20 protein-coding genes are annotated in these 23838 nt (G+C 64.9%); 8 read left to right on the top strand and 12 right to left on the bottom strand.

The window, feature by feature from the left end; translation table 11 throughout:
- Window positions 1-82: 82 nt before the first annotated feature.
- Window positions 83-1057, top strand: coding sequence for a thymidylate synthase (locus tag ACQ4WQ_RS07140; protein WP_436495688.1), 975 nt, complete (start codon window positions 83-85; stop codon window positions 1055-1057).
- Window positions 1057-2097: an SMI1/KNR4 family protein gene (locus tag ACQ4WQ_RS07135; protein WP_436495686.1), complete on the top strand. Its 1041-nt coding sequence runs from the start codon at window positions 1057-1059 to the stop codon at window positions 2095-2097. Before ACQ4WQ_RS07140 ends, ACQ4WQ_RS07135 begins: the two co-directional genes overlap by 1 nt.
- Here the strand turns inward: ACQ4WQ_RS07135 and ACQ4WQ_RS07130 are convergent.
- The 4 genes from ACQ4WQ_RS07130 to ACQ4WQ_RS07115 all read right to left on the bottom strand — a co-directional run bounded on the left by ACQ4WQ_RS07130 (window position 2094) and on the right by ACQ4WQ_RS07115 (window position 7781).
- Complete coding sequence (locus ACQ4WQ_RS07130; RefSeq protein ID WP_436495684.1) at window positions 2094-4367, bottom strand: TonB-dependent receptor domain-containing protein; 2274 nt, start codon at window positions 4365-4367, stop codon at window positions 2094-2096. The two genes, ACQ4WQ_RS07135 and ACQ4WQ_RS07130, sit on opposite strands and share 4 nt — an antisense overlap.
- 173 nt (window positions 4368-4540) lie before the next feature.
- Window positions 4541-5866 carry a VWA domain-containing protein gene (locus ACQ4WQ_RS07125; protein ID WP_436495682.1) on the bottom strand — a complete coding sequence of 442 codons (1326 nt, stop codon included), beginning with the start codon at window positions 5864-5866 and terminating at the stop codon, window positions 4541-4543.
- A 9-nt stretch (window positions 5867-5875) separates the two neighbouring features.
- Window positions 5876-7129 carry a TerD family protein gene (locus ACQ4WQ_RS07120; RefSeq protein WP_436495680.1) on the bottom strand — a complete coding sequence of 418 codons (1254 nt, stop codon included), beginning with the start codon at window positions 7127-7129 and terminating at the stop codon, window positions 5876-5878.
- A 76-nt stretch (window positions 7130-7205) separates the two neighbouring features.
- Window positions 7206-7781 carry a TerD family protein gene (locus ACQ4WQ_RS07115; protein ID WP_076571516.1) on the bottom strand — a complete coding sequence of 192 codons (576 nt, stop codon included), beginning with the start codon at window positions 7779-7781 and terminating at the stop codon, window positions 7206-7208.
- A 224-nt stretch (window positions 7782-8005) separates the two neighbouring features.
- Here ACQ4WQ_RS07115 and ACQ4WQ_RS07110 point away from each other — a divergent pair, with 224 nt between their 5' ends.
- The 4 genes from ACQ4WQ_RS07110 (at window position 8006) to ACQ4WQ_RS07095 (ending at window position 13400) form a co-directional block, all read left to right on the top strand.
- Window positions 8006-8764 carry an alpha/beta fold hydrolase gene (locus ACQ4WQ_RS07110; protein ID WP_436495677.1) on the top strand — a complete coding sequence of 253 codons (759 nt, stop codon included), beginning with the start codon at window positions 8006-8008 and terminating at the stop codon, window positions 8762-8764.
- A gap of 8 nt (window positions 8765-8772) precedes the next feature.
- Window positions 8773-9258, top strand: coding sequence for a dihydrofolate reductase (locus ACQ4WQ_RS07105; protein WP_436495675.1), 486 nt, complete (start codon window positions 8773-8775; stop codon window positions 9256-9258).
- 238 nt (window positions 9259-9496) lie between these two features.
- Complete coding sequence (locus tag ACQ4WQ_RS07100; RefSeq protein WP_326456064.1) at window positions 9497-11761, top strand: arginine/lysine/ornithine decarboxylase; 2265 nt, start codon at window positions 9497-9499, stop codon at window positions 11759-11761.
- Between the two features lie 250 nt (window positions 11762-12011).
- Entirely contained in the window at window positions 12012-13400 is a 1389-nt protein-coding gene (locus ACQ4WQ_RS07095) for a sigma-54-dependent transcriptional regulator (protein ID WP_436495673.1), read from the top strand.
- A 6-nt stretch (window positions 13401-13406) separates the two neighbouring features.
- Here ACQ4WQ_RS07095 and ACQ4WQ_RS07090 read toward each other — a convergent pair whose 3' ends face one another.
- From ACQ4WQ_RS07090 to ACQ4WQ_RS07055, 8 genes are all read right to left on the bottom strand, one after another.
- On the bottom strand, window positions 13407-14141 hold the full coding sequence (locus tag ACQ4WQ_RS07090) for an amidohydrolase family protein (protein WP_436495671.1): 735 nt from the start codon (window positions 14139-14141) through the stop codon (window positions 13407-13409).
- A 16-nt stretch (window positions 14142-14157) separates the two neighbouring features.
- Window positions 14158-14808: a hypothetical protein gene (locus ACQ4WQ_RS07085; RefSeq protein ID WP_436495669.1), complete on the bottom strand. Its 651-nt coding sequence runs from the start codon at window positions 14806-14808 to the stop codon at window positions 14158-14160.
- A gap of 45 nt (window positions 14809-14853) precedes the next feature.
- The gene (locus ACQ4WQ_RS07080) at window positions 14854-15672 is read right to left on the bottom strand and encodes a hypothetical protein (protein WP_436495667.1); all 819 of its coding nucleotides are present in this window, start codon (window positions 15670-15672) and stop codon (window positions 14854-14856) included.
- Entirely contained in the window at window positions 15656-16702 is a 1047-nt protein-coding gene (locus tag ACQ4WQ_RS07075) for an aminotransferase class I/II-fold pyridoxal phosphate-dependent enzyme (RefSeq protein WP_436495665.1), read from the bottom strand. Before ACQ4WQ_RS07075 ends, ACQ4WQ_RS07080 begins: the two co-directional genes overlap by 17 nt.
- A 20-nt stretch (window positions 16703-16722) precedes the next feature.
- Window positions 16723-18885 carry a hypothetical protein gene (locus ACQ4WQ_RS07070; RefSeq protein ID WP_436495663.1) on the bottom strand — a complete coding sequence of 721 codons (2163 nt, stop codon included), beginning with the start codon at window positions 18883-18885 and terminating at the stop codon, window positions 16723-16725.
- 10 nt (window positions 18886-18895) lie between these two features.
- On the bottom strand, window positions 18896-20188 hold the full coding sequence (locus tag ACQ4WQ_RS07065; protein ID WP_436495980.1) for a hypothetical protein: 1293 nt from the start codon (window positions 20186-20188) through the stop codon (window positions 18896-18898).
- Window positions 20189-20255: 67 nt separating this feature from the next.
- Entirely contained in the window at window positions 20256-20987 is a 732-nt protein-coding gene (locus tag ACQ4WQ_RS07060; protein WP_326456056.1) for a hypothetical protein, read from the bottom strand.
- 63 nt (window positions 20988-21050) lie between these two features.
- Window positions 21051-21617, bottom strand: a complete 567-nt coding sequence (locus ACQ4WQ_RS07055; protein ID WP_436495661.1) for a hypothetical protein — start codon at window positions 21615-21617, stop codon at window positions 21051-21053.
- Between ACQ4WQ_RS07055 and ACQ4WQ_RS07050 the strand changes: the two genes are divergently transcribed.
- Window positions 21616-21867, top strand: a complete 252-nt coding sequence (locus tag ACQ4WQ_RS07050) for a hypothetical protein (protein WP_436495659.1) — start codon at window positions 21616-21618, stop codon at window positions 21865-21867. The two genes, ACQ4WQ_RS07055 and ACQ4WQ_RS07050, sit on opposite strands and share 2 nt — an antisense overlap.
- A 162-nt stretch (window positions 21868-22029) precedes the next feature.
- Entirely contained in the window at window positions 22030-23838 is a 1809-nt protein-coding gene (locus ACQ4WQ_RS07045) for a DUF1800 domain-containing protein (protein WP_326456053.1), read from the top strand.

Raw genomic sequence — 23838 nt, 5'->3', positions numbered from 1 at the left:
CGGCCGCGTAATTATGTGTGCGGGCCGCAGCCCGCCTGTCGCGCCTGCGTTACAATCACCATCCTTACCGTTGGAGAAATACATGCAGCAATATCAAGATTTGATCAAGACCGTGCTCGAAACAGGCAGCTGGCAAGACAACCGCACGGGCATCCGCACCCTGAGCGTGCCGGGCGCCATGATGCGTTTCGACTTGGCCAACGGCAACTTCCCAGCCGTGACGACCAAGAAACTGGCTTTCAAATCCGTGATCGGCGAATTGTGCGCCTTCCTGCGCGCCTCGCGCAACGCGGCCGAATTCCGCGCGCTGGGCTGCAAGGTCTGGGACCAGAACGCCAATGAAAATGCGCAATGGCTGGCCAATCCCTACCGCGAAGGCGAGGATGACCTCGGTCCCGTGTATGGCGTGCAATGGCGTCAATGGCCTGCGTACAAGCTGCTCGACGCCGACCAGCCCGCGCAAATCGCCGACGCGCAAGCGAACGGTTTTACCCTGGTCGCCCCCATCGTCGAAGACGGCGTGCAAAAAGTGCTGCTGTACAAGGCCGTCGACCAGCTGCGCGAGTGCCTGGACACCATCATGACGAACCCGGGCAGCCGGCGCATCCTGTTCCACGGCTGGAATCCGGCCGTGCTCGATGCCGTCGCCCTGCCCGCCTGCCACTTGCTGTACCAGTTCATCCCGAACGCCAGCACGCGCGAAATCTCGCTGTGTTTATATGTGCGCAGCAACGATATCGGCCTGGGCACGCCGTTCAACATCGCCGAAGGCGCGGCCCTGCTGCACCTGGTGGCGCGCCTGACGGGCTACACGCCGCGCTGGTTCACCTATTTCATCGGCGACGCGCACATCTATGAAAACCACCTCGACATGGTGGAAGAGCAACTCAAGCGCACGCCGTTTCCCGCGCCGAAGTTCATCATTTCCGACCGCGTGCCCGATTACGCCAAGACGGGCAAGTACGAGCCGGAATGGCTGGAAAAGATCGAACCGTCGGATTTCTCGCTGGAAGGCTATGAACACCATGCGCCCATCAAGGCGGCGATGGCCGTCTGATGGCGGTCGCACCGCTGGCGGCGCTGCACCGCAAGCTGTTTGACGAAACGGATGGCGTCAAGTTTTCCAGCCTGAAAGACCGGCTGCTGAAAAAGCATGCGGCCGACGAGCGGCAAGCCGTGCTCGCCATCCTGACCGCCTACGCCAGGGAAGGCCAGCTGCTGCACTGGCGCGCCTTCCTGATGAGCGATATCGTGCAATTGGCGCAAGCCAATGAACATACGGCATTTTTCGCCTGGGCGTTGGCGCAGCCCGAGCTGGCCTACCGGGCCGTCGACGGCATGCTGAAAAGCATAGGCAAGGACGCTTATGCGCCGCTGGTGGCGCTGGCCGCGTCCAGCGCCACGCGCCTGGAAGTGCGGGCCCGGGCGATCAAGAGCCTGGCCGCCTTCAGCCGCCAGCCTTTCGACACGGGTTTGCCGCATGACCCCGGCCACTGGAAGCCCGACAGCCTCCCGCTCGACGCCGTGCTGGCCTGGCAGCGCGATGGCTACCCGGATGGCGCAGGCCATGCGGTGCCCGTCACCCACGCGGCGCTCGATGAGCCGCGCACGCCGCTGGAAAAAGCTGCTGCCAGGCTGGAGAAAAAACTGGCGGCCCGGCGCAGGAAAGAGCAGGACCTGGCGCAGCCATCGAACTGGCTGACCATCGCCAGCGCCGCCGACATGGCCGGCATCGCGCAGCGCTGGGCCTTGCCAGAGCAGTACCGGCGCTTCCTGGCTTGCCATTCGCCGCTGCGGGTGTTTATCGACAGCCCACAGTATTTCCAAGGCTTGAGCCTGTACGGCGCGGCCGGGCTGGTCGAGGCCCAGCACGGTTACGCCTGGGATGCCGTCAGCGGCGCCGCCATCGCCGGCTGGCCGGAACAGTACCTGGTGATCGCCGACGCGGGCGCCGATCCGTATTGCCTGGACCTGGGCGCCATTGCCGGCGGCGATGCGCCCGTGTACACGGCCGAACACGGCATGGGCGCATGGCGCTTCGAGCGCCATGCGGACAGTTTCATCGACTTCCTGAACGAGATCGCGACAGCCGCCTAGCCTGCTTCGCCTCCCGGCCCGCCCGGGCCGGGACCGCCTGGGCCGCCCGGCCCCCGTCCGCCCGGCGGACCGAAGCGCGGTTCCCGTTCGCCCTCTTTCGCCGCCGACGTGGCGCCGCCCAGGCGGTACGACAGCCCCACATAAATCATGCGTCCATCGAAGCGCCGCGTGCTCGTCTCGCGCAAGGAAGCGCTGTTGATGACGGTTTCCATCTTGTTGCTGCTGAATACATCGGTCACATTCATGACCAGGCTCAGCTGCGGCGTCACCGTGTGGCGCCAGCTCATGTTCAAGGTGTTGTTCGGCGAGCGGTAGCCCTGTCCCGACAGCATCTTGCCTTGCATTTGCAGCGCCAGTTGCAGCTGGTTGGCGGGATTGATCTGGTAATTGAGGCGCGCGCGGCCGCTCAGGGCGTTCGCCGTGCGCGTGCTGCGGTTGCCCAGGTCGTCGGAACTCGTTTGCTGGCTGCGTGCCAGGTTGCCGCTCGTGTTCAGGGTCAACGATGGCGTGAGCTTGCCGCTGACGCTGAACTCCAGGCCGCTCGAATGGCTGCCTGCGCCGTTTTCCCGCGTGGTCAGCAGCACATTGTCGCTGATGAAATAGCGGTAATCGACGATGGCATCCGTGTCGCGGCGGTGGTAGGCGCGCAAGCTGCTTTCCAGGCCAAACAATTTCGTTTCATAGCCGACCTCGAACGAATCCGTCTGCGTGGGTTTCAGCTTGGGGTTGCCGGCCGACACATTGAACTCATCGCGGTAGATCACGTACGGATTCAGGTCGCCCGCGCTCGGGCGGCGCAGGCGGTGCGCATAGCTGAAGCGCAAATTGCTCTCGTCGCTGACCTTATACGTGGCGAACAGGCTGGGAATGTAGTTGATGTAGTTGTTGCCGGCCTCGACGCCGCTGGTGATCTGGCGCACGTTCAAGTCCGTGTATTCGGCGCGCAAGCCGGCCAGCGCGCCCCAGCGCTCGCTCAGGCGCATCTGGTAGGAGCCGTACAGCGCGATGGTGCGTTCGTCGAGCTCGAAACGGTTGCTGCGCATGGGGTTGACGGTCTCGGCCAGGCTGGCCGGGTTGATGTCCGTGTACAGGGTGTCGAAGCTGCTCTTGTTGTCGGCCACCTTGTAGCCGAGCTTGGCCGTGCCGCCCGCCAGCGGGCGCTCGTAGTCGCCGCTGAAGTCGACGATGCGGTTGCCCGTCTCGCTGTGCTGGCGCGCGCGGCTGTCGAAAGCGTTCACGGGCGCGACCGCGTAGGTATTGGCGTAATCGCTGTCGCTCTCGTTGGTCGACGACGACACGCGCAGGTCGATCTTGAGGGTTTCGCCCGGCAACTCGCCCTTGTGGTCGTAGCGCGCGCCCCAGCTGTAGTTGCGGCTGTCGCCGTTGCGCACGGTGCTGCGCACATAGTCGCCGATGGTGCTGCCCGTGCTGTCGCCATTGATGTAGCGGTCGAGCGAGCGCTGGTCGTTGCTGCGCCCGTTATACGACACGCTGGCGGCCAGGGTGTCGCTGGCATTCAGGTTGTAATTGACGGTGCCGTGCAAGCCCAGCGAGTCGTTCAAGCCATTGCTGGCGGACTGCTGGCTGCTGGGGGCGAAGGCACCCGTACCACGCTCCAGGCGCTCGCGGCTGACCTCGGCCACGGAATTGCGGCCGTCATGGCGCACATTGATGCCGCCCTGGTAGCCCCACGGCCCTTCGTTATAGGTGCCGGAGACGGAGCTGTTATAGCGCCCGGCAATGCCCGCATTCGCGTTGACGGTGGCAAAGCCGCCCGGCTTGCGGTTGCGCCGCATCACCAGATTCAGGATCGGGCCGCCACCGGCCTCGTTGCCGAACTGGGCGCCGGGATTGTTGATCACTTCCACCGATTCGATATCGTCGGCCGCCATGGCGTTCAGGGTGGCGCCGCGCGAATCGCCCTGCAGCATGGCCGACGGCTTGCCATCGATCAAGATCTGCACATTGCTGCTGCCGCGCAGGGAAACGGAACCGTCGGGATCGACGGCCACCGACGGCACATTGTTCAAGGCATCGGCCGCCGTGCCATTGGTGCTGCCCACGTCGGACTTGACGTCGTAGACTTGCCGGTCGATACGGCCCGTGGGACGTTCGGCCGTCACGCTGACGGAAGGCGGCGCGTCCACGGCGGGTGCCTTGGCCTGCGCCGGCTTGACGGCAGTATCGCCGGTAACGGTTTGCGCCTGGACGGCGGCGCCGGAGACGAGCAGGCTGCCGCCCGCCAGGCAATGGAAAAGAAGTTTATGCATTTGGCTAAAAATAATCGAGACGCTACGGATGAGGCACTACGCCGCAGCGTGAGAGCACATTCCAAGCATGCCACGATTGCAAGCAGCAAAGCAAATGCGAACCATTGTTATTTACTTCAATTTACAAATCTCTGGCACTTGTGGCCGTACAGCCTCATCCAGTGAACTTTGCGCTACCTCAGCAAACCCTTGCCCCGCGCCAGTGTCAGCCAGCCCGGATATTCCGTCATCAATAAGTCATACAGTTCCGCATCGCTGTGCTCGTCGGGCGAGCTGACGGAAAAGTAATTGGCGTTGTCGACCAGGCGCCCCTGCAATTCGTCGAGCTTTTCCAGGAAAGGGAAGTCGGAATCGGCAAAGGCGGCGAGGAACTTGCTTTTCGACTTGCGCCCCTTGCCGATGCCCATGAATTGCCAGAAGATGGGCTCGTTACTCGCCCAGCGCAACTGTTTTTCCGTCGTCGCCTGGTCGCTGGTGCCGCCATCGGTGACGAACATCACGTACACGGGCAGCTCGGCCGCGACGGGCCGCGTGCGCTCGCCGCCGGCCTTGTCTGGGAAATAAAACGCGCGGATCGCCTGCATGGCGGCGCCATAGCGCGTGTCGCCTTCCAGCGGATGGCGCTGTATGGCCTGGCCCACATAGGTATTGCAGTTGCTCAAGGCCATCGGTGCCGGATGGTGGACGTTCTTGCCGAACAGGAAAACGTCGATCTCGCCATCGTCGTCGAACTTGCAGCCCAGCGCCAGGATGCGCTCGGCAAAGCGCTGCACCAGCCCTTCTTTATACAGCCGTCCCATGGAGCCGGAAATATCGAGGCACAGACACACCTTGGCCCGATGGTCGGACAGGCCCACTTTTTGCAAGGACACGCCCGCCTGCTTGACCAGGCTGACCAGTTGCGGCGCCTCGCGTTCGACGCGCTTTTCCAGATTGATCTTCGCCTGCATGACGGCCGAAGCCGCCGCAGGGGCGGCCTGATCGACTTCGCCGCCGAAATGGCGCACCAGCGCATCGAGTCCCCCATTGAAACCCTGGCCCACGGCCATGCAGCGCCAGCCGCCGTCCTTGCGGTAAATTTCTGCCAGCATGACGGCTTTTTCCTGCGCGAAATCACTGCCCGCGAACGCGAAGCGGGCCAGTTCGCGTCCGCCCGCCTGCAGGCGCACGTGGCCCGATTGCAGCTGCGACATCACGCCGCCGCCATCGATGGAAGCCGTCACGACGAGGCGGTCTATGCCGGCCGGCAAGCGCGCCAGCTGCAAGGCAAACGCGGCCATGTCGCCACCGCTGCCGGCGCGCGCTTCCACGCCGCCGCACGGCGTGCGCGGCTGGTTGAAAAAAGTCATGTAGCGCTCGTCGGACAGCTTGCCGGCCGCATCGAGGCCGAAGCAGGCCACGTCGAGCGCCAGGCCCTGCGCGGCGACGCCGATGTCCAGCACGCCGTCGGGAACGAGATTGGCCAGCGGCAAGCGCTGACCTTTGGACAAGGTTTCCATCAGTGCCTCCTAGGCGATATAGCGGCGTGGATTGTCCGCATTGCAATCATCTTCATCTTCCTTGTCCTCGCCCTTGAAGACGACGGGACCGTTGAAGGCCAGCTGCAGGTTCTCGCCCTGCCAGCTCAGCCACGGCGTCGCTTCGCTGCCCGGCTCCGAGGTCTTGCCGGACGGCTCGAGAATGATGCTGTCGGGCGTGATGCGCGCCATGCCGATCACATAGGTGTAGACGGTATCGTCGTCGGCCGCCTTGGACAAGCGAAAATCGAAGTCGCACTCGACGATCTGCTGGCCGTATTGCATGACCATCTTCGGCCGCATGGAGGCGACGGAAACGGCGCCATTGGCCACCGCCGAATACACGCTGAAGACGAGGCCCACCGTGCCGCCATAATGTTGCGCCAGCGCAGGATTGACTTCCACCGTTTCCGTGGCCGGCTCCTTGCCCGATGCGCCCGCCACGTCGCCCAGGTGGCGCACGAAAGGCATGCTGTCGAAGTTCCCGGCCGCGTCCGGCGCCTGGATGAAGCGCATCTGGCCGTTCGGCAAGAGGATGCCAACGCGCAAGTCGAGATCGTCGTTATCGTCATCGCCATCGCCGTTATCGACCCAGGTGGCCTTGACGGTCAGCTTGCTCGGCGCGCCCGCGCCCTTTTCCAGCGACACCTTGTGCGTCTGGCCCGCCTTGGTCAGCGAAATTTTCGACAAGGAAATCTTGGATGCCGGCGCCGGTTCCGCTGCCGCCTGCGCCACTTCGCCGCCGAAATGCGCGACCAGGGCATCGAGGCCGCCATTGAAACCCTGGCCCACGGCCATGAAGCGCCAGCCCCCGTCCTTACGGTAGAACTCGCCCAGCATGACGGCTTTTTCCTGCGCAAAATCAGATCCTGCATACGCAAAGCGGGCCAATTCTCTCCCGCCGTCGAGCAGGCGCAGGTAACCGCTGCCCAGCTGCGCCATGGTCGCTGCCCCATCGATGGCGGCCGTGACGACGAGGCGTTCGATGGCGGCAGGCAAACGGTCCAGCTGGTAGCTGAAACCGGCCGCATCGCCGGACGGCGCCGCCGCTTCCACGCCGCCGCACGGCGTGCGTGGCTGGTTGAAGAAGGTCATGTAGCGGTCATCGGACAATTTACCGGCGGCATCGAGGCCGAAACACGCGAAATCGAGCGGCACGCCGGCACTGGCGAGGCCCAGTTGCACGACGTTGCCCGTGACGAGGCCGGACAGCGCCAGGCGCTGCCCCTTGATCAGGTTTTCCATGGAATCAGGTAGAGAAGAAGGGGATACAGAACCGGGCAGCGAGGCCACCCGGTACATTTACGCGGACAATTGCTTTTTATGCATTGATTCCAAACGAGCGTGCCAGAGGGCCCAGGCCGCCCTTGAAACCCTGGCCGATGGCCTTGAATTTCCATTCGCTGCCGGCACGGTAGATTTCGCCGAAGATCATGGCCGCTTCCGTCGAACCGTCTTCCGACAGGTCATAGCGGGCGATTTCCGCGCCGTTGTCGCCGTTCAGGCAGCGGATGTAAGCCTTGCCCACCATGCCGAAGTTCTGCTTGCGGTTTTCCGCGTCGTGGATGGTGACGGCCACGGCGATCTTGTCGATGTCGGCCGGTACGTTGGCCAGGTCGACGGCGATTTTCTCGTCGTCGCCATCGCCGCCGCCCGTCGTGTTGTCGCCCGCGTGGACGATGGAGCCGTCAGCCGACTTCAAATTGTTATAAAAAATGAAATCAGCGTCGGAACGGGCCTTGCCATCCGTTTTCAGCAGGAAGGCGCTGCCGTCCAGGTCGAAAGCGGCGCCATCGGTGGCGCGCGGGTCCCAGCCCAGGCCAATCACGATTTTCTTCAAGCCGGGAGCTTCCTTGCTCAGGTTGACATTGCCGCCTTTTTGCAAACTGATCGCCATGGTGTTTCCTCTTCAATGTGTGGGTTGCATTCGGTGTTTCAGGTCACCTCGCCGGTACCCCGGCTTGATGAGCCATGAGCCTACCATAAAGTTCCTGCTTGTCAGCCGCGCACTATTGAAAATAATGCCATGCGGAAAATACCGTATGACTGCCCCCATGCGCAAAATGACGGATAATGCCGCTCGACAAAAATTTTCACCCTCATGAGCGACTTGAACCCGGGATGTCCTTGAATAAGATACAACTCGACTGCATCCCCGGCACCTTGTGCGATGAACGCCTGTGGTCGCGCCTGGCGCCTGCCCTGGGCGGCGCCTTTGATCTACGGCATGTGCCCCTGCACCAGGCGCGTACGCGCCCGCAGATGCAGGCAATGATCGCCAGCCGCAGCGCGCCGCAAGCCCACTTGGTGGGCTTTTCGCTGGGCGCCTACCTGGCGCTGGAACACGCACTGGCGCACCCGCAACGCGTGCAGTCCTTGACTTTGATCGCCAATTCCGCCAAAGGTTTGCTGCCGGCGGAAATCGAAGCGCGCCAGCGCATCGTCGCCATGCTCGAGCGCAATGCCTATGCGGGCATCACGCGCCAGCGCCTGCGCGAACTGCTGCACCCGTCGCATCTGGACGATGCCGCCATCACGGGCCTGATCGGGCAAATGGGCCTGGACCTGGGCAAGGACGTGTTGCTGGCGCAATTCATCACCACGATAGACCGCCCCGACCTGATGGCACGCCTGCCGGAACTCAGCTGTCCCGTGCTGATCGTGGGCGCCGAAGACGACAAGCTCGTCAACCCCGACGATTTGCGCGCCATGGCGGCCCGCCTGCCGCAAGCCACCCTGCACCTGCTGAAAGACAACACCGGCCACATGATTCCGCTGGAAGCGCCGGGTCCGCTGGCCGACGCCATGCGTGCGCATCTGGAGGCTGCCGGCAATTTCAACGATAATGACGGGCATCGGGCCATGCCCCCACTACTTTGACAGAAGCAATGAGCCATTTGACCATCATCGTCGCCACCGACCAGCAAGGCGGCATCGGCATCAACAATACCTTGCCGTGGAAACTACCGGAAGACCTCGCGCATTTCAAGCGCTTGACGACGGGCCACCCCATCCTCATGGGCCGCAAGACCTTCGATTCCATCGGCCGGCCGCTGCCAAACCGCCGCAACATCGTCATCACGCGCAATGCCGACTGGCGCCATGAGGGCGTGGAAGCGGTCTCGTCGGTGGAAGCGGCCATCGCCCTGCTCGATGGCGCCGAAGGCTATGTCATCGGCGGCGCGGAAATCTACCAGCAGTCGCTGCCCCTGGCGCAGCGTTTGATCATCACGGAAATCGGCCAGACCTTTGACTGCGATGCCTTTTTCCCCGCCGTGGATCATGCCGTATGGCAAGAAACCGCGCGCGAGGCCCATGTTTCTGAGAAATCCGGCCTGCCTTACGCCTTTGTCACGCTCGAACGCAAAGCCTGATAAGGTGATGTCGATCGCCAGCATGTTGCTGTAATACCCCTGTCACACCCATGCGTCACGCTAGCGTACGCTTGTGACGCTTTGATGCGATATTTTTTTCCCGCAGACGCCGCATTTCTGCGAGAATCCCGTTCTTATTTTTTTTCTGCGGCTGCCGGGTTGTACGACCGCCTGACCGTCGCGCCCTAGTCCGCCCCTTCACATCTGTCAGGGGCGGCTTGCTTTTTTGGAGACATGCATGAAATTTCGTTTCCCCATCGTCATCATTGACGAGGATTTCCGTTCTGAAAATACGTCCGGCCTGGGTATTCGCGCCCTTGCCGCCGCAATGGAAAAAGAAGGCATGGAAGTGCTGGGCGTGACCAGCTACGGCGATTTGTCGCAATTTGCCCAGCAACAATCGCGCGCGTCAGCCTTCGTGCTGTCGATCGACGATGAAGAATTCGGCGGCGGTTCCATCGAGGAAACCGACCATGCCTTGAAATCGCTGCGCGCCTTCGTCGAGGAAATCCGCTACAAGAACGCCGATATCCCTATTTATCTGTATGGCGAGACGCGCACTTCGCGCCACATCCCCAACGATATCCTGCGCGAGCTGCATGGTTTCATCCACATGTTCGAAGATACGCCGGAATTCGTCGCGCGCCACATCATCCGCGAAGCGAAATCCTACCTGGACGGCCTGTCGCCGCCATTCTTCCGCGCGCTGGTGCACTACGCCAACGACGGCTCCTACTCGTGGCACTGCCCCGGCCACTCGGGCGGCGTGGCCTTCCTGAAGTCGCCGATCGGCCAGATGTTCCACCAGTTCTTCGGTGAAAACATGCTGCGCGCCGACGTCTGCAACGCCGTCGAGGAACTGGGCCAGCTGCTCGACCATACGGGTCCGGTCGCCGCGTCGGAACGCAATGCGGCGCGCATCTTCAATGCCGATCATTGCTATTTCGTCACCAATGGCACGTCGACCTCGAACAAGATGGTGTGGCACTCGACCGTGGCACCGGGCGACATCGTCGTCGTCGACCGCAATTGCCACAAGTCGATCCTGCACTCGATCATCATGTGCGGCGCGATTCCCGTGTTCCTGATGCCGACGCGCAATCACCTGGGCATCATCGGTCCTATCCCCCTGCATGAATTCACGCCGGAAAGCATTGCCCGCAAGATCGAAGCGAACCCGTTCGCGCGCGAAGCGAAGAACAAGAAGCCGCGTATTCTCACCATCACGCAATCGACCTACGATGGCGTGATCTACAACGTGGAAACCCTGCGCGAAATGCTGGACGGCAAGATCGACACCCTGCACTTCGATGAAGCATGGCTGCCGCACGCCACCTTCCACGATTTCTACAAGAATATGCACGCCATTGGCAAGGACCGTCCGCGCGCCAAGGAATCGATGATCTTCTCGACCCAGTCCACGCACAAATTGCTGGCCGGCCTGTCGCAGGCCTCGCAAATCCTCGTGCGCGAATCGGACACGGTCAAGCTGGACCAGGATGCCTTCAACGAGGCTTACCTGATGCACACCTCGACCTCGCCCCAGTATTCCATCATCGCCTCGTGCGACGTGGCCGCGGCCATGATGGAAGCGCCGGGCGGCACGGCCCTGGTGGAAGAATCGATCATGGAAGCGCTCGATTTCCGCCGCGCCATGAAGAAGATCGACCAGGAATGGGGCCAGGACTGGTGGTTCCAGGTATGGGGTCCGTCCAGCTTCAACGACGAAGGCATGGGCCAGCAGGAAGACTGGATGATACGCGCCGAGGATGACTGGCACGGCTTCGGCGACCTCGCTCCCGGATTCAACATGCTCGACCCGATCAAGGCGACCATCGTCAACCCGGGCCTGTCGCTGGACGGCCAGTTCGGCGACACGGGCATTCCCGCGTCCATCGTCACCAAATACCTGGCCGAGCACGGCGTCATCATTGAAAAATGCGGCCTGTACTCGTTCTTCATCATGTTTACGATCGGCATCACCAAGGGCCGCTGGAATACCTTGCTGACTGCGTTGCAGCAGTTCAAGGACGACTACGACAAGAACCAGCCGATGTGGCGCATCCTGCCGGAATTCGCGGCGGCCAACCCGCGCTACGAAAAAATGGGCTTGCGCGACCTGTGCCAGCAAATCCACGATTTCTACAAGGCTTACGACGTGGCGCGCCTGACGACGGAAATGTATCTGTCGGACATGATCCCGGCCATGAAGCCGTCGGAGGCGTTCGCCAAGATGGCGCACCGCGAAATCGAGCGCGTGGCCATCGACGAACTGGAAGGCCGCATCACGTCCATCCTGCTGACGCCGTATCCACCGGGCATTCCGCTCTTGATCCCGGGCGAGCGCTTCAACAAGACCATCGTCGACTACCTGCGCTTCGCGCGCGACTTCAACGAGCGCTTCCCGGGCTTCGAGACGGATGTGCATGGTCTTGTGAAACGCGAAGTCGATGGCAAGCGTGGCTATTTCGTCGACTGCGTCAAGTTGGACGAGAACGTCTAAAAATCGTCCATGGCGGCGTTGCATTGCCTAGCCGTACTATTCGTACTGTCTTCGGCAATGCGCCTTGCCCTGAACGTTTTTAGCCATTCTTGTGACGTTCGTCAAAAACAGTGATGCCGCTTAGCGCCGCCTGATGTGCATCAGGCGGCGTTTTTCATTGTGCGCCTCCCGCGCACGCTTGTGCCAGATCAAACGGCTGGGGTATCGGACTCCTAAGATGGGCGACTCGTGCCCTCGTGATGGCTGGCATATGACGCTCAAGGTGTGGCTGGAAATCGTGCAGCAGGCGGCGGCTGGCAGTGGCGCCTTGCTGATGACGGCCTTGAAGCAGGCTCAGGTAACTATAGCCCGGCGGCACGAAGGCGAAGCGGACGCTGCGGGCATCGTGCTGTTTGCCGAGGCCGATGCCGCGCTGCTGCAGGCGCTGCCGGCGCTGTGCGGTCATGCCCGCGTGCTGGCCATTGCCGCCTGCGGCCAGGCACCCAGCTGCGCGCAAAAGCGTGCCCTGCTGGCGGCGGGCGCGCTCGACGTGCTGCTGTGGCCGGCAGGCAGCGTCGATGCGGCCCAGGTGCTGGCGCGCCTGCAGCGCTGGCAAGCCGTGGCGCAGCTGCTGGCGTCCGGCGCCGTGCGCCGGCAGCTGGTGGGCGACAGCACGGCCTGGACCGCCCTGCTGCACCAGGTGGTGGAAATGGCCGCCTTCAGCCAGGCGTCGATGCTGATCACGGGCGAGACGGGCACGGGCAAGGATTTATTGGCGCAACTGATCCACCGCCTCAGTAACTGCAGCGGCGACTTCACCATCCTCGACTGCACCACCCTGTCGCCGGAACTGGCGGGCAGCGAACTGTTCGGCCATGAACGGGGCGCCTTTACGGGCGCGGCGGCCGCGCGCGACGGCGCTTTCGCCCTCGCCGACGGCGGCGTGCTCTTCCTCGATGAAGTGGGCGAACTGCCGCTGCCGCTGCAGGCGCAGCTGCTGCGCGCCATCCAGGAGCGCAAATACAAGCGCGTGGGCGGCAATACCTGGCAGCCCACCCAGTTTCGCCTCGTCTGCGCCACCAACCGCGAGCTGGAAGACGAAGTGGCGCGCGGCGCCTTCCGCGCCGACCTGTATTACCGCATCGCCGGCTGGCGTTGCCAAACGCCGCCCCTGCGCGAGCGCCAGGACGACATCCTGCCGCTGGCCCGGCATTTCCTCGCCGAACTGGCGCAACAAGAGCCGCCCCCGCTGGACGCCGCCGTGCGCGAATACCTGCTGCTGCGCGACTATCCGGGCAATGTGCGCGAACTGCGCCAGACCGTCACGCGCATCTGGCACCGCCATTGCGGTCCCGGCCCCATCACCATCGGCGCCCTGCCGCCCGACGAACGGCTGCTGGCGCCGCTCTGGCCCGACCAGCATTTCGAAGCGGCCGTGCGGCGGGCCCTGGCCCAGGGCTGCAAGCTGTCGCACATCACGCGCTGCGCCACCGAAGTGGCCATCCGCCTGGTGTTGGCCGAGGAGCACGGCAACAACCAGCGCGCCGCCGCCCGCCTGGGCGTGACGGACCGCGCCCTGCAGATACGCCGCAAGGCAGCCGCCTGCGCGGCGCAAGCGGCGGCTGCCGCCACACCGCTGTCCGCGCCAGCCGCCCTGTGATCTGCCTCATGCCAGCCCCGCCAGCCGCAAAAAATTGCCGCCCGTGATCAGCGCCGCATCGCGCGGCGGCAAGCCCAGCAAGTGAATCTTGTGCAATTCCAGCCCCGGATGCAGCCAGGGGCCATCCGAACCGAACAAAACCTTGTGCGGCCCCGCGCGGCGCACGGCCTGCTCCAGCAAGTCGTAGCGGCGCACGCCCGAGCTGTCCGTATGGATGTTGCGGTGGCGTACCAGATGGTCGATCAGCGCCAGTTGCGCCGCCCAGTCGTCGCTGAAGCTGCCCAAGTGGGGCAGGATGAAGTTGACGTCGGGATACTGCTGCGCCAGCAGTTCGGCCACGGCCACCTCGCCGGCCGGGTCGTACAGCACGGGCAAGCCGAAGAAGCGCGCCGCGTCGCACAGCTCGCCGCTGATGCGCGCGTCAAACCGGTGCGCCTTGATGCCAACAAAGCCATACCGCTCGACAGCCGTGCGCAGCAGGTCCATGATGCGGCCCCGGTCGCGCCGCGCATGCACGAAGGCAAAGCCATAAAAACGCTGCGGATCGGAGGTGACCAGGCGCGCCACGCCGTGGTTGGCGATCGCATAATCGGAGTGAAAGGCAGCGAACAGCACGCTGCGGGCGATGCCGGCCGCCTGGGCCCGGCGCAGATAGGCGTGCAGCGGCGCATCGCTGTCCCACGGCCCGCTCAAGCCGTCACCGGGTCCCGCATGGCAGTGACAATCGATGACCAGCGCCATGGCCGCCTCCCTGCGCTCAGTTCCAGTCGCCCATGACGACGATGCGGTTGCCGCGCCGGCGCCAGCGCCCGCTTTCCTCTTCCTGTTGCGGCGCAGGCGAGCGGAACTGCGGCAATTGCTGGTGCAGGGCCCGCGTCAGCGCGCTTTCCACGGCACGCGCACTGCCGTCGCCGTCGGCCGCCAATCGCGCCGCCTGCCCGGCGATGCGCACGAAGCGGCGCGCCATCTCCAGTTCGCGGTCGGCCGGCGCTTCGCTCTCCATTTCCAGCTCCAGCGCATCGCTGGCCGCGCGCCCCAGGGCAGAGCCGAGCGCCGTGCCCACGCCCGGTATCGGTATCATCGAACCGAGGGCGCCGCCGACAAAGGGCAAGGCCGTCTTGGCCACGGCCTTCAAGGCGCCGCCCAGGGGCTGGGCCACCTTGGCGATGGTGGAACCCACTTTCTTGACGCCCTTCCACACGCTCTTGAAGACATTGCCGAGAAACTGCTCCAGCTCCTCCTCGCTGGTCAGTTCCAGCAATTCCATGGCCAGTTGCAGTTCTTCCTCTTCGCCGAAGATGGCCGGCGCCGTGCCCTTGCCGGGCCAGTCCTGGCCGAATTCCAGCACTTCAAACGCGGCGCCGGCCCGCTGCCGGCATTGCGCGCATGCGCATTCGAGTTGGTGCATGATGCTCTCCTTCCTGTGATCAAGGCGTGGCTGTCAGGTCCACATTCAGCTCCACATTTCACCGAGCACGGCCAGTTCCAGTTCGCGCCGCTGGTTGGTCAGCACGCCGCGCTGGTTGGCGAACATGTCGTCGTGGATGCGCTGCTCGATGCGGCGCCGCTGCGCCGCCGAGGACAGGGGCGCCACATACACCTGGTGCCCGCTCAGGTCCACCCCCATCATCTGGCCGCACAGCCGGTGCTGCAGCAAACGCCGGTGCAGGTCGTCCGTCTGGCCGCTGTAGGCGCGGCGCCGCCCGCCCGCATCGAACTCGATCACATACAGGCCCGGCCCCCGGCCATTCGGGTCGCGCAGGGCATTGGCCAGCGTCCCCAGCGCCAGGTAATTCAGGGCGGCCGCTTCCGGCACCCGGCCCATGGTGCCGGCCAGGGTCGGCGGGATTTCGCCCTGCTGCTGGCCGTCGTCCTGGCCCTGGTCCTGATCAGGTTCCGGCTCCTGCTGGTCGCCAAACGCGGGTTCCGCCACGGGATAGGCCGATGGATAGATGGCCGGGTAGACGGGGGCATAACCGCCCCAGCCCCGGTAGCGCGGCGGCAGGTAGGGAAAGAGCGGCGGCGCGGGGCGCGGGAACCGGCGCGCCGGATTCGCCTGGTAGCGTGGCGGCATGGGACGCCGCGGGCCGCGCAACGGTGGCCGCACCCGCACGCCGCCGCCATAGCGCCCGCTACCGGGGTGCCAGCGCTCGCCTTCCCACTCGGACTCGGATTCGCCCTCCTGCGCCCACTCCTGCTCCTGCGCCCACTCGTATTCGCCTGCCGCTCCCGCTTGCCCGGCAAAGGGCAGCATTTCAAACGCGTCGTTCATATCGCCTCCTGATGTGATGTTCAAGCAAATCCATCGCCTGCTCCAGTTGCCGGGGCGTATGATCGGCCCGCAGCAGAAAAGTCAGCGCACCGGGACCGTCCCCCGCTTGCGCCAGTGCCAGCACGCCCGCCGCCCGCAAGGCTTGCTGCAAATGGGCGCGCCCGGGCAGGCGCTGCACGGGAAAGCTGCCGCCCCGGCAAGCGATGCCGGCCGCCGCCATTACGCTGCGCCATTGCGCCACCCGGTCCGCCAGGGTGGCGCGCAGGGCGTCGCCATGGCGCGCATTGAGCGCCATGGCCCGCTGCGCGGCGGCCAGCACGGCGGCCGAAGGCGGACTGGCATGCACGCGCGTCTGGCTGTGCGCCGCGAAGCGCCGCAGCAGGGCGCCGCTGCCTGCCAGCACGGCCAGCGGCACGCCAAAACCCTTGGCCAGCGAAGCGCCGACGATCAGGTGGCCGCCCGCCTTGTCGCAAGCGCCCCGCAAGCCATGCAGCCGCGCCGAGCCGCCGCCTTGCGCGCCCGCCACGCCCAGCACCTGCGTGTCGTCCAGCAGCAGATAGCCGCCGCCCTGGCGCGCCAGGGCCGCATAAGCGGCCAGCGGCAAGACCTGTTCGCTGCCCGGCACATAGCCGTCGGCCAGGATCAACGGGCGCCGCCCCTGCCTGCCCCAGGCCGCCGCCAGCCGCCGCAGCGCCGCCATCTCGCCGCTGGGAAACAATCGCAGCGGCAAACCCAGCGCCTGCGCCCGCTCGGCGCCCCAGCGCGCGATGGCGTAGCTGCCGCCATCGACGAGGATCACCAGCCGCTCGGCAGCCAGCATGCCGAACAGGTCCCAGAACAGGTGCAGGGTCGACGGCAGCACGCAGGCCGCCTCGCAGCCTTGCAGGGCAGCCAGGTCCGCCGCCAAGGCTTGCGCGCCGGGCGGCTCGCGCAGCGCGGCCGGCTGGCCCAGGGTCAGGCTGCGCCACGGCGTCAGCTGGGCCGCCGGATGGCGCATGCCCAGGTACAGGGCACTGGTAAAGTCGAGCATGCACGCGCCCCGCTCCCGCCCTAGACGCTGCGCAGCTGCTGGCTCAGGCGCTGGCGCAGCAACACCGAAGGCATCGTCGATTCGACCACCGGGTCGCTGCTGTCGACGGACAGATCGACCCCGGTGGCGGCGCGGTAGCCGTGGATATAGCCTTGCACTTGCGGCCGCCAGAAGCGCGCCCAGTTGAATGCCTGGGTCGGTTCATAGATGTCGCTCCAGTTGCCGTAGCGCACGGAGAGCAGCAATTGCTCGCCAAAGATGGCCAGGTTACGGAAATGCATGACGCTCGTATCGGTCCAGCCCTGCAGTTTCTTCATGGCGTCGACCCGGTCCATCCACGGTTCCGGATACGCCACCATCACGCGCGTCGGCAAGAATTCGCGGAATTCGGGCCGCGCCAGCATCCACTGCTGCATCAGCATCTCGATGCGCGCCGTCGACGGCAAGTCGCCGAACTGGTTGTGCGCGCCCTGCGACAGGATCAGGTGGATTTCCTTCAAGGCATTGAGCACGGGGAAGGCGTCCGCCTTCACGGTGGTGTCGTCGTCCTGCTTGTAGAACGAGGTCAGCAGGCGCAGCAGATGGTGGAAGGCTTCCAGGAATTTCGAGCGGCTGTCGGCTGGCCGGAAGTGCTGGACCGCCTTGCCGTCCAGGCGCACACCGTAGTGGTGGTCGTACTCGTAGTTGCGGCGCACCACGGTCAGCCGGTGCTGCTCATCCTGGGTATAGCCCCACAGCAAGTTGTTCAGGGGCCGCAGCATGTCGATTTCCGTGTTCGACAGGGGATCGAGATGGTTGCCCGGCGCGCGCAGGTTCTGGAAACGCCGCGCGATGGCGTTCATGGTTTGCACCAGCATGCCCTCTTCGTGCCAGTACGACCAGATCAGTTCCAGCAGGCAAGGATTGGCCAGCTTTTCCTGGATGATGCCAAAGCACAGGTCGACCTCGCCTTCCTGGCCCCGCGGGATGCTGATGGGGATGTCGGGCAGCTTGCGGCGGATCACGGCCAGGTAGGGCAAGGTCTGGAAGCCGTCCACGTTTTCCAGGTAGTCGTGGCGCAGCACGGTTTCCAGGTCGCGCCCTTGCGGTATGTCGCGGCGGTCCAGGTAGGCGTTGTCCTCGGCCGGATTGAAGGCCAGCGGCTGGTTCAGCACACCGCAATTGACCATCACGAACGCTTCCGTCGCCACTTTCAGCACGCGGTAGGAGTCGGAATCGGAAAACGGCAGCGTGCGGCGCTGCTTGAGCTGCTGGAACATGTCGGCCTTTTTCACGAAACGTTCCTGCTCGAAGCCCCGTACGCTGGCCAGGTCGCTGCAAAACAGGCTGTCCATGAAATGCAGGTAATTCGTAAACGACATCGCCTCGGTACTGTTGCGTATCAAGGTCCACAGCGGCAAGTCTTCCGTCGGTTCCGTTTCCGTGCGCGTCAGCGATACGCCCACGTTGCCGGTGATGGGCTGCGGCTGGCGCTCTTCCGTCTCGTATTCCGCATCGAGCGCCAGCATGGCGTTCGGGCTCAGCCCCTCCGGCACGGGCAAGGCGCTGCGCAGTTCGGGACGCTGCGACAGCATCATCTGCGCCATGAAACGGTGCATGCCGGCGCGCCGCACGGGCGTGGAAAACGCGTTCGGCGTGCCGCGCATGGGTACCCACGGCGAGGCGGCCAGCACCTGCACCTGGTCGCGCCCGTCGGCGCTTTGATCGCCGTCAAACGAGACGGTGGCGATGGCGCGGTCGCCCACCCTGCCGAACTGACAGTCGCTGGGATGGCAGTCGGCCGTTTCAAACGCCAGCGCGACCTGCGGGTTGAGGTGGGGCTTGAAGCACAATACGGCGCTGCAGCCTGCCTGCACCGTCACGCACTGGGGCGGCGTGGCGGGGAAATTGCCATACACCCCCACGTAGCTGCCCGTCATCAGGTCGGCAAACACGGTGCTGCCACGCCCATCCGTCCAGCGCACACCCACCAGCATGGCGGGATCGGGCACCCAGGCGGCGGCATTGAAGTTGTGGCAATCCGCCTCGGCTCCCCGGTACAGGCTGATGGCGGCATTGACGACCATGGCTCCGCTGTCCTGCTCGTGGACGGTGACCGCGATGCTGCCGCCGTGATGTTTCGGACCCGCCTGGCCCGCCCCCCTGTTCTTGCCACCCATATTGCTGCTCATCTTGCTGCTCATGTCATTCTCCTCAATGGATAATCAAACGGGATGCCAGGGGCGGCAGCGGCCTGCCGGACTGGCGGCCATGCCGCACGGCATCGGCGCACAGCTCCGACGTGTCCAGGGTGCTGCGCAGGGCCCAGTGAGTCAGCAGCCGTTCCAGCAGCTCGCTTTCGTCTTCCGGACTCAAGGTGCCGCTGGCGCGCGCCTGGCCCAGCACGGCGAACACCAGGGTCGGCGTGGCCTGGTACATCTGCGCCGGCGCCAGGTTCCAGCTGCGGAACAGCTGCGCCAGCGTGGCCGGCTGGCGTGTGTGCACGGCCATGGCTTCGGCCAGCGAGCCCCCGCGCAAGGCCGGTGGCCGGTGCTGCACCAGCAAGCCCACCAGGGCTGCCATGCTGTCCTGCAGCTGCGCCAGCAGCCGCTGCCGGGCCGCCGGCAAGCCAGTCAGCGGGTAGTACGACAACCACAGCTGCTCCAGCTGGTTCCATTGCGGATGCGGATACAAGGCCCGCCCCATGGCGCAGCTCAGGCGCACCCGCAGCCATGGCACCGGATGGGGATCGTCGATATTGAGGCGGAAGACAAACACGCGCGGCAGGCTGACCACGCCGATCAGGCCCAGGGTGGCGGCCACGCCGACCCGTGCCAGCGACCAGAAATCGGCCACGATCTCGGAAATCCACCGTTCCCACAGCTGCCACACGTGCACCAGACCGCTGCCGCCATGCTGCATGGCTTGCAGCACGGGCCGCAAGGAGGCCACCAGGTCCAGCAGCGCCGCGCCCTGGTGGCCCACCTCGTGCACCAGCGACGAGGCGATGCTGCTGCCGATCATGCGTTCGCGCGGCAGGCGGATGATGGCGACGGGATTGTCGCCGCCGCCCGGCAAGCGCGTGCGCGCACGGCGGATGGCGGCGCCCGGCCCCCGGTCCAGGTAGCAGATCACGGGCGGCGCCTGGTACACATTGCCGGGCAGCGCCAGCGCATCGGCGGCAACGATGTCGAGCCCGGCCAGCCAGACGCCCGTCTTGTGCTCGCTGCGCTGCGTGATGACCTCGTTGAACAGGTCGAACTGGGTCAGCGCGGCATTGAATTTCAGGCGCAGGAAGGTGAAGCGGCGCTGCGCATCGGCGGCGGTGGCCATGCTGGCGCCATCGGCGTGCTCGCGCCGCAGCCAGCGCTGGAACTGGGCGACCATGCGCCGCAATTCGCGCCGTCCCTGCACCAGCTGGCTTTCGATGGCCGACTGGGCGCTGGGCATCAGGGCGGCCGCCAGCACCGTCGGCTCGATCAGCGCGAACGGTTCCAACCGCGCCAGCCGCGTCAGCAGCGAGCGCGCCTCCTGCGCCAGCATCCAGCCAGCATAAGCGCCGATGGCCATGATGTCAGACGCCGTACAGGACGATTTTATGACCCTGGCGCGCCCAGCGCCCGCTGGACGGACGCATGCCCGCCGAGCCCCTTGCCGCGCCGCCCTGCGCCATGGCCCCGCCCGCAGCGGCGCCGCTGCCGTTCTGCGTGGCAACCTGGCTGCCGGGGCGGCCCAGCAGGCCGGGCGCGAACTGGCGCGCCGCCGCGCTGGCGGCCGCCTGGGCGATGGCGCGCGGGTCGCCCGAACCGCGTGCCTGGGCGGCGCGGTTGACGGTGTCGGCGGCCAGGCGCACGAACTGCTTGGCACCCTCGAATTCGCGGTCTTCGTTCGACGACGACTCCGCTTCCAGCCCCAGCGCATTGCCGGCGGCCGAGGCCAGGCCGCTGCCGATCTTGGCCCCCAGCGGACCGCCAAAATAGCCGCCGATGGCGCCGCCGGCCAGGGGAATCGCCTTTTTCGCTACGCCCTTGAGCACGCCGCCGATGGCTTGGCCCACGGGCGACTTGATGATGCCGCCCGCCACCGAGGCGGCCTTGCGCAGGAAATTGCCGAGGAACTGTTCCAGTTCGGCTTCATTGCTGACCGACAGCAGTTCATTGGCCAGTTCCATTTCTTCGGCCTCGGAAAACATGGCGTTCGCGCCACCCTCGCCGCTCCACTCGCCTTGGCCAAACTCGAACTGTTCCGCTTCAAAGCCGGACATCTCCTGCCCGTATTCCAGGGTCGTACGATCTAAGTCATGCATGATGAGCTCCTAAAAGTTAGCACCTCGGTTGACACTACAGTGCCGGACGAACTGGCCGTCCGGCTAACAATCGAGCACGACGATGTGCCCGCCCTCGCGGCGCCAGCGGCCACCGTCCCGTCCTGACGCTTGCGCCGCCTGCCTGAGCAAGCCTGGCGCCACGCTGCGTGCCACTTGCGACAGGGCCGTTTCCACCCCTGCCCTGGGCGCGCGCGCACCCGCGCCGCCGTCCTGCGCCAGCGCCGTATTGACGGCATCGATCAGATGCACGACCTGGCGCGCCAGTTCGAATTCCTTGTCTTCCGGGCTCAATCCTTCCAGTTCCATGCCGAAGATGCGGGCGGCGCGCCGCTTGAGCGCCTGCGGCGAGCCGCCATGCAGGGGCAGCAGGGGCGCCACCACCTTGCCCAGCAGCTGGCGCAACGGCCCTTCCAGCGGCGTGCCGCGCACTTGCTGGCCCGCCGCGGTTGCGCGCAGCTGGCGCGCCAGGAAAGTATCGAACTGGGACGGCGCCTGCAATTCCAGCAATTGCGCCGCCAGTGCCAGCTCATCTTCGTGCTGCAGGGACAGCACGCCCGGCGCTTCCGGCAATTCCATTTCGGGACGATAGGCGAGCAGGCGGCTGGTCATGACAGGCTCCGATGAAAGACGGGCGGGTGGCCCATGCCTGCCTGACGCAAGGGCCATGCCAGCCAGGCCCTGGAGAAGAGCGGGACGCGACGGCGAACGGCGTTTCGCCGATGGGATAAAAACCATGGTTTCCGGCGAAGCGAGTTTCGTTGTCAAGATGAGCTTTCAAACAAGCTTAATTGGCAGGAATGATTACGTCGCCTATGCGCCACAGTGCCCGCCAGCGGCAAAAAATATTTTTTATTTTTAAAAAATAAAGTTCGCGCTACCACAGCGAAAATGACCGCAACACCACGCCAACGTCAGGCAAAAATAAACGTGGCCAACACGTAAATACTTAATTGGAAACGTGTTTTTGGTAGGCAAGGCCTACAATTAACGGGCTAGAATTTGATTGCCTGAAAGAAACTAAATGACTGACTCTACTTTGCGCCGTTTGCTGGCCGCCATCTTGTTCAGCCTGCTTTCCGCCTGCGGCGGTGGCGGCGACAGCAAGACCGGCTCCAGCCAGAACCCGGACATCTCAATCGTGCCGCCGGCGACCGCCATCCCCGGCGATCCGCTAGCCCCCGGCACCGCCGCGCCTGGCGACACCATCGCGCCGCCGCCCCTGACCACGCCCCCGGCCGGCCTGGCAGCCACCACCTTCACGCGCCAGGAGGCGTCGCGTTTCCTGGGCCGCGCCACGTTCGGTCCCGACATGGCCGCCATCGATGCGCTGGCCGCCAGCGACAGCGACGCCTGGTTCAAGGCCCAGTTTTCCAAGCCGCAAACTTTGCACCGCAAATATATCGACGCCATGCTGGCGGCGCAGGCGGCCGGCGGGCAAAAAGTGGGTTTTACGGGGATGTATGAAACCTTCTGGCAGCAGGGTATCCGCGGCGAGGATCAATTGCGCCAGCGCATGGCCTTCGCCCTGTCGGAAATCTTTGTCATTTCTATGCAGAATGAGTCCGTGCGCCCACAAGTGCGTGGCGTGGCCAGCTATTACGACATGCTGGGCCAGCGTGCCTTTGGCAACTTCCGCGATCTGCTGGAAGGCGTGGCCCTGCATCCGATGATGGGCTTGTACCTGTCGCACCTGCGCAACCAGAAGGAATCGGCCACGCGCACGCCCGATGAAAACTTCGCGCGCGAAGTGATGCAGCTGTTTACCATCGGTTTGTACCAGCTGAATGCGGACGGCAGCCTGAAACTGTCCGGCGGCAAGCCCATCGAGACCTACACGCGCGACGACGTGGCGGGCCTGGCGCGCGTCTTTACGGGCTGGAGCTGGGCCGGTCCTGACCAGAGCGCCGCCCGCTTCTATGGCAGCACGGCCGATCCCGACCGCGACTGGAAGCCGATGCAGAACTACGCGGCCTTTCATTCCAGCGGCGACAAGCGCTTCCTGGGCCAGAGCATTTCCGGGGCCAGCAGCGGCCAGGCCGACCTGAAACTGGCGCTCGACACCCTGTTCAACCATCCGAACGCGGGACCGTTCTTTGCCCGCCAGCTGATCCAGCGTCTGGTCAGCAGCAATCCCAGCCCCGCCTATGTGGGCCGCGTGGCCGCCGCGTTTGCCAACAATGGCAGCGGCGTGCGCGGCGACATGCAAGCCGTCATCCGCGCCGTGCTGCTCGATCCCGAGGCACTGGCCCCAGGCGGCACCACCCTGCGCACAGGCAAGTTGCGCGAGCCACTGCTGCGCCTGGCCGGCTGGATGCGCGCCTTCGATGCCAGGCCTGCCAGCGGCCGCTACAGCATCTATTACCTGGACGACCCCTTGAGCGGCCTGGGACAGAGTCCCTTGAATCCCGCCTCCGTCTTCAGTTTTTTCCGCCCCGCCTATACGCCGCCCAACTCCGCGCTGGCCAGCGCGGGCCTGGTGGCGCCGGAGCTGCAGAACACGTCCGAGCCATCGGTGACGGGCTATCTGAACTTCATGCAGGAAGCCATCAATAGCGGCGTGGGCGACGGCCGCGACATCAAGCCCGACTACACGCGCGAACTGGCGCTGGCCGCCGATGCGGGTGCCTTGCTCGACCGCATCGACCTTCTTCTGATGCATGGCAGCATGCCTGCCAGGCTGCGCGGACAAATCCTGACCGCCGTCAATGGCGTCAGCATCCCCGCGGCCACGGCCAGCAATGCCGCGCAAGTGGCCACGGCCCAGGCCAACCGCGTCAAGCTGGCCATTTTCCTGACCATGGCCTCGCCGGCCTACCTGGTACAAAAGTAA

The organism is Janthinobacterium goodfellowi (genome assembly GCF_051380695.1).
GTDB lineage: Bacteria > Pseudomonadota > Gammaproteobacteria > Burkholderiales > Burkholderiaceae_D > Janthinobacterium.
The sequence above is the reverse complement of the archived record's forward strand: the minus strand, read 5'-3'. Positions and strand labels throughout refer to the sequence as shown.